This is a genomic window from Amnibacterium flavum, from assembly GCF_003097495.1.
Taxonomy (GTDB): domain Bacteria; phylum Actinomycetota; class Actinomycetes; order Actinomycetales; family Microbacteriaceae; genus Naasia; species Naasia flava.
Map to the genome: position 1 here is coordinate 1 of NZ_QEOP01000007.1, position 5,389 is coordinate 5,389.

The following is a 5,389-nucleotide window of genomic DNA, read 5'->3' on the forward strand; positions in this document are numbered from 1 at the left end:
AGGGGTGAAGTGTTGTCAATTTATCGGCTTATTAGTACCGGTCAGCTGCACAGGTCTTTAGTCCCTGCTTCCACATCCGGCCTATCAACCCAGTCGTCTACTGGGAGCCTCTCCCCTCAAGGGGATGGAAATCTCATCTTGAAGCCGGCTTCCCGCTTAGATGCTTTCAGCGGTTATCCGTTCCGAACGTAGCCAATCAGCGGTGCTCCTGGCGGAACAACTGACACACCAGAGGTTCGTCCATCCCGGTCCTCTCGTACTAGGGATAGATCTTCTCAAATTTCCTACGCGCGCAGCGGATAGGGACCGAACTGTCTCACGACGTTCTAAACCCAGCTCGCGTACCGCTTTAATGGGCGAACAGCCCAACCCTTGGGACCTACTCCAGCCCCAGGATGCGACGAGCCGACATCGAGGTGCCAAACCATGCCGTCGATATGGACTCTTGGGCAAGATCAGCCTGTTATCCCCGAGGTACCTTTTATCCGTTGAGCGACAGCGCTTCCACAAGCCACTGCCGGATCACTAGTCCCGACTTTCGTCCCTGCTCGACTTGTCAGTCTCACAGTCAAGCTCCCTTGTGCACTTACACTCGACACCTGATTGCCAACCAGGTTGAGGGAACCTTTGGGCGCCTCCGTTACTTTTTGGGAGGCAACCGCCCCAGTTAAACTACCCACCAGGCACTGTCCCTGAACCGGATTACGGTTCTAAGTTAGACATCCAGAGTGACCAGAGTGGTATTTCAACAATGACTCCACCTGAACTAGCGTCCAAGCTTCACAGTCTCCCACCTATCCTACACAAGCCACACCGAACACCAATACCAAGCTGTAGTAAAGGTCACGGGGTCTTTCCGTCCTGCTGCGCGTAACGAGCATCTTTACTCGTAGTGCAATTTCGCCGAGTTCGCGGTTGAGACAGCTGGGAAGTCGTTACGCCATTCGTGCAGGTCGGAACTTACCCGACAAGGAATTTCGCTACCTTAGGATGGTTATAGTTACCACCGCCGTTTACTGGGGCTTAAATTCAGAGCTTCGCTTGCGCTAACCCTTCCTCTTAACCTTCCAGCACCGGGCAGGCGTCAGTCCGTATACATCGTCTTGCGACTTGGCACGGACCTGTGTTTTTAGTAAACAGTCGCTTCCCACTGGTCTCTGCGGCCATACAGCGCTTCCGGAGCAAGTCCGTACACGCCTCAGGCCCCCCTTCTCCCGAAGTTACGGGGGCATTTTGCCGAGTTCCTTAACCACGATTCTCTCGATCTCCTTGGTATTCTCTACCTGACCACCTGAGTCGGTTTGGGGTACGGGCGGCTTGAACCTCGCGTCGATGCTTTTCTCGGCAGCATAGGATCACTGATTTCCCCCGTGAGGGGTACGCATCGGATCTCAGGCTATGTGAGAGACGGATTTGCCTATCTCTCGCCCTACGTCCTTACACCGGGTCAACCATCGCCCGGCTCAGCTACCTTCCTGCGTCACACCTGTTAATACGCTTGCCGCACCAGCGTAGGGTCGAGTGCTAGGCCAAGGACTTCACCCGAAGGATCCGTCCGAGGATTCGGACTCTTAGCATTACTGGATTAGCATTGGCGGTTCTTCGCCGGTACGGGAATATCAACCCGTTGTCCATCGACTACGCCTGTCGGCCTCGCCTTAGGTCCCGACTTACCCAGGGCGGATTAGCCTGGCCCTGGAACCCTTGGTCTTTCGGAGGACGGGTTTCTCACCCGTCTTTCGCTACTCATGCCTGCATTCTCACTCGTGTAGCGTCCACGGCTGGTTTACACCGCCGCTTCACTCGCCACACGACGCTCTCCTACCGATCCGAACGGCTGAACCACGAAGGCTTACCTATAATTCGAATCCCACGACTTCGGCGGTGTGCTTGAGCCCCGCTACATTGTCGGCGCGGAATCACTTGACCAGTGAGCTATTACGCACTCTTTTAAGGGTGGCTGCTTCTAAGCCAACCTCCTGGTTGTCTATGCAACTCCACATCCTTTCCCACTTAGCACACGCTTAGGGGCCTTAGTCGGTGGTCTGGGTTGTTTCCCTCTCGACGATGAAGCTTATCCCCCACCGTCTCACTGCTGCGCTCTCACTTACCGGCATTCGGAGTTTGGCTGACGTCAGTAACCTTTTGGGGCCCATCGGCCATCCAGTAGCTCTACCTCCGGCAAGAAACACGCAACGCTGCACCTAAATGCATTTCGGAGAGAACCAGCTATCACGAAGTTTGATTGGCCTTTCACCCCTACCCACAGCTCATCCCCTCCATTTTCAACTGAAGTGGGTTCGGTCCTCCACGACGTCTTACCGTCGCTTCAACCTGGCCATGGGTAGATCACTTCGCTTCGGGTCTAGAACATGCGACTAAATCGCCCTATTCGGACTCGCTTTCGCTACGGCTACCCCACTCGGGTTAACCTCGCCACATATCGCTAACTCGCAGGCTCATTCTTCAAAAGGCACGCTGTCACCCCTACAAAGGAAGCTCCAACGGTTTGTAAGCAAACGGTTTCAGGTACTATTTCACTCCCCTCCCGGGGTACTTTTCACCTTTCCCTCACGGTACTTGTCCGCTATCGGTCATCTGGGAGTATTTAGGCTTAGCAGGTGGTCCTGCCAGATTCACACGGGATTTCTCGGGCCCCGTGCTACTTGGGATGATCTCCAAGCCATTGCGACATTTCGACTACGGGATTGCCACCCTCTGTGATTGGCCTTTCAATGCCATTCGTCTATATCGCGTTGTAACTTGTGTTGATCGGCAGATCAACGTGAGAGTCCCACAACCCCGATCATGCAACGCCTGCCGGCTATCACACATGATCGGTTTGGCCTGTTCCGGTTTCGCTCGCCACTACTAACGGAATCGCGGTTGCTTTCTCTTCCTGTGGGTACTGAGATGTTTCACTTCCCCACGTTCCCTCTACCCGCCCTATATATTCAGGCGGGAGTCACTGGGTCGTATTGCTACGCCCAGCGGGGTTTCCCCATTCGGAAATCCTCGGATCAAGGCTCGCTTATCAGCTCCCCGAGGCTTATCGCAGATTGCTACGTCCTTCTTCGGCTCCAGATGCCAAGGCATCCACCGTTTGCTCTTAGAAAATTGACTACATGAGTATGAATCGATCAACGCAAACCAGCCTCACCAGTAAACCGGTGAAGCTCATTCGCGAGGATTGACCAATGGATTTATAAGATCTTGCGATCTTTGTAAATCTATTATGTAGACACAGACCAAAGGTCTGTATCTAAGATGCTCGCGTCCACTGTGTAGTTCTCAAAGTACGGGCGGTACCCTCCGCGCAATCCCCAACCGGGGAAAACACAACAGGGTCCTCGAGGTCCGTATCCCACCAGCAGTCCCGTAAGACAACCGATGAGGCCCGGTCCCTCAGGACCCAACAGCGTGCACGTAACAGGCTTCCTCTCCCGCCGTGTTCCAGATGATGTGCTCCAAAGAGCTGCCACCGTACTAACGACATGGATCGTGAGACCCGCTACCTAAATCAATGTTCCACCCTTGAGCAAACCACCGCAGAACGAATGCCTGCGTAGTGGCTCTGGACCATTTGCATGGCCTAGAAGCTCCTTAGAAAGGAGGTGATCCAGCCGCACCTTCCGGTACGGCTACCTTGTTACGACTTAGTCCTAATCACCGATCCCACCTTCGACAGCTCCCTCCTTGCGGTTGGGCCACTGGCTTCGGGTGTTACCGACTTTCATGACTTGACGGGCGGTGTGTACAAGGCCCGAGAACGTATTCACCGCAGCGTTGCTGATCTGCGATTACTAGCGACTCCGACTTCATGAGGTCGAGTTGCAGACCTCAATCCGAACTGAGACCGGCTTTTTGGGATTCGCTCCACCTTACGGTATTGCAGCCCTTTGTACCGGCCATTGTAGCATGCGTGAAGCCCAAGACATAAGGGGCATGATGATTTGACGTCATCCCCACCTTCCTCCGAGTTGACCCCGGCAGTCTCCTATGAGTTCCCACCATTACGTGCTGGCAACATAGAACGAGGGTTGCGCTCGTTGCGGGACTTAACCCAACATCTCACGACACGAGCTGACGACAACCATGCACCACCTGTATACCTGCCTTGCGGGGAGACTGTTTCCAGCCTTTTCAGGTATATGTCAAGCCTTGGTAAGGTTCTTCGCGTTGCATCGAATTAATCCGCATGCTCCGCCGCTTGTGCGGGCCCCCGTCAATTCCTTTGAGTTTTAGCCTTGCGGCCGTACTCCCCAGGCGGGGAACTTAATGCGTTAGCTGCGACACGGAATCCGTGGAATGGACCCCACATCTAGTTCCCAACGTTTACGGCGTGGACTACCAGGGTATCTAATCCTGTTCGCTCCCCACGCTTTCGCTCCTCAGCGTCAGTTACGGCCCAGAGATCTGCCTTCGCCATCGGTGTTCCTCCTGATATCTGCGCATTCCACCGCTACACCAGGAATTCCAATCTCCCCTACCGCACTCTAGTCTGCCCGTACCCACTGCAAGCTGGAGGTTGAGCCTCCAGTTTTCACAGCAGACGTGACAAACCGCCTACGAGCTCTTTACGCCCAATAATTCCGGACAACGCTTGCACCCTACGTATTACCGCGGCTGCTGGCACGTAGTTAGCCGGTGCTTTTTCTGCAGGTACCGTCACTTTCGCTTCTTCCCTACTAAAAGAGGTTTACAACCCGAAGGCCGTCGTCCCTCACGCGGCGTTGCTGCATCAGGCTTGCGCCCATTGTGCAATATTCCCCACTGCTGCCTCCCGTAGGAGTCTGGGCCGTGTCTCAGTCCCAGTGTGGCCGGTCACCCTCTCAGGCCGGCTACCCGTCGTCGCCTTGGTGGGCCGTTACCTCACCAACTAGCTGATAGGCCGCGAGTCCATCCTTGACCAAAATTCTTTCCACCCACAGGAGATGCCTCCGTAGGTCGTATCCGGTATTAGACGTCGTTTCCAACGCTTATCCCAGAGTCAAGGGCAGGTTACTCACGTGTTACTCACCCGTTCGCCACTGATCCGCAGAGCAAGCTCTGCTTCACCGTTCGACTTGCATGTGTTAAGCACGCCGCCAGCGTTCGTCCTGAGCCAGGATCAAACTCTCCGTAGATGTCTGACAACCAACCCACCCCAAAGGATGAGCGGTAAATCATGTACCCGCCCCAACCGGAATAGGTCGAAGCAAGCGAGTTGATACTGACTAAAAAGACTGTCTACTGACAATCCATCTAATCCAAAGGAATCTCAAACCCCTGATCAAAAACCAGAGGCCGAGGTAATTTGGCATTGACTTAGTGCACGCTGTTGAGTTCTCAAGGATCGGACGCTCCCCACTCCCCACCTCGCGGCAGAGTTCATGAGGGCAGACGATTC

Annotated in this window: 2 rRNA genes; both read right to left on the reverse strand. The window is 54.6% G+C overall.

Annotation, left to right across the window (positions count from 1 at the left end):
• Positions 1–11: 11 nt before the first annotated feature.
• Positions 12–3,123 (reverse strand): 23S ribosomal RNA (locus tag DDQ50_RS16935).
• A 484-nt stretch (positions 3,124–3,607) separates the two neighbouring features.
• Positions 3,608–5,126 (reverse strand): 16S ribosomal RNA (locus tag DDQ50_RS16940).
• Together the 16S and 23S rRNA genes form the textbook arrangement of a ribosomal RNA operon.
• Between the last annotated feature and the right edge of the window lie 263 nt (positions 5,127–5,389).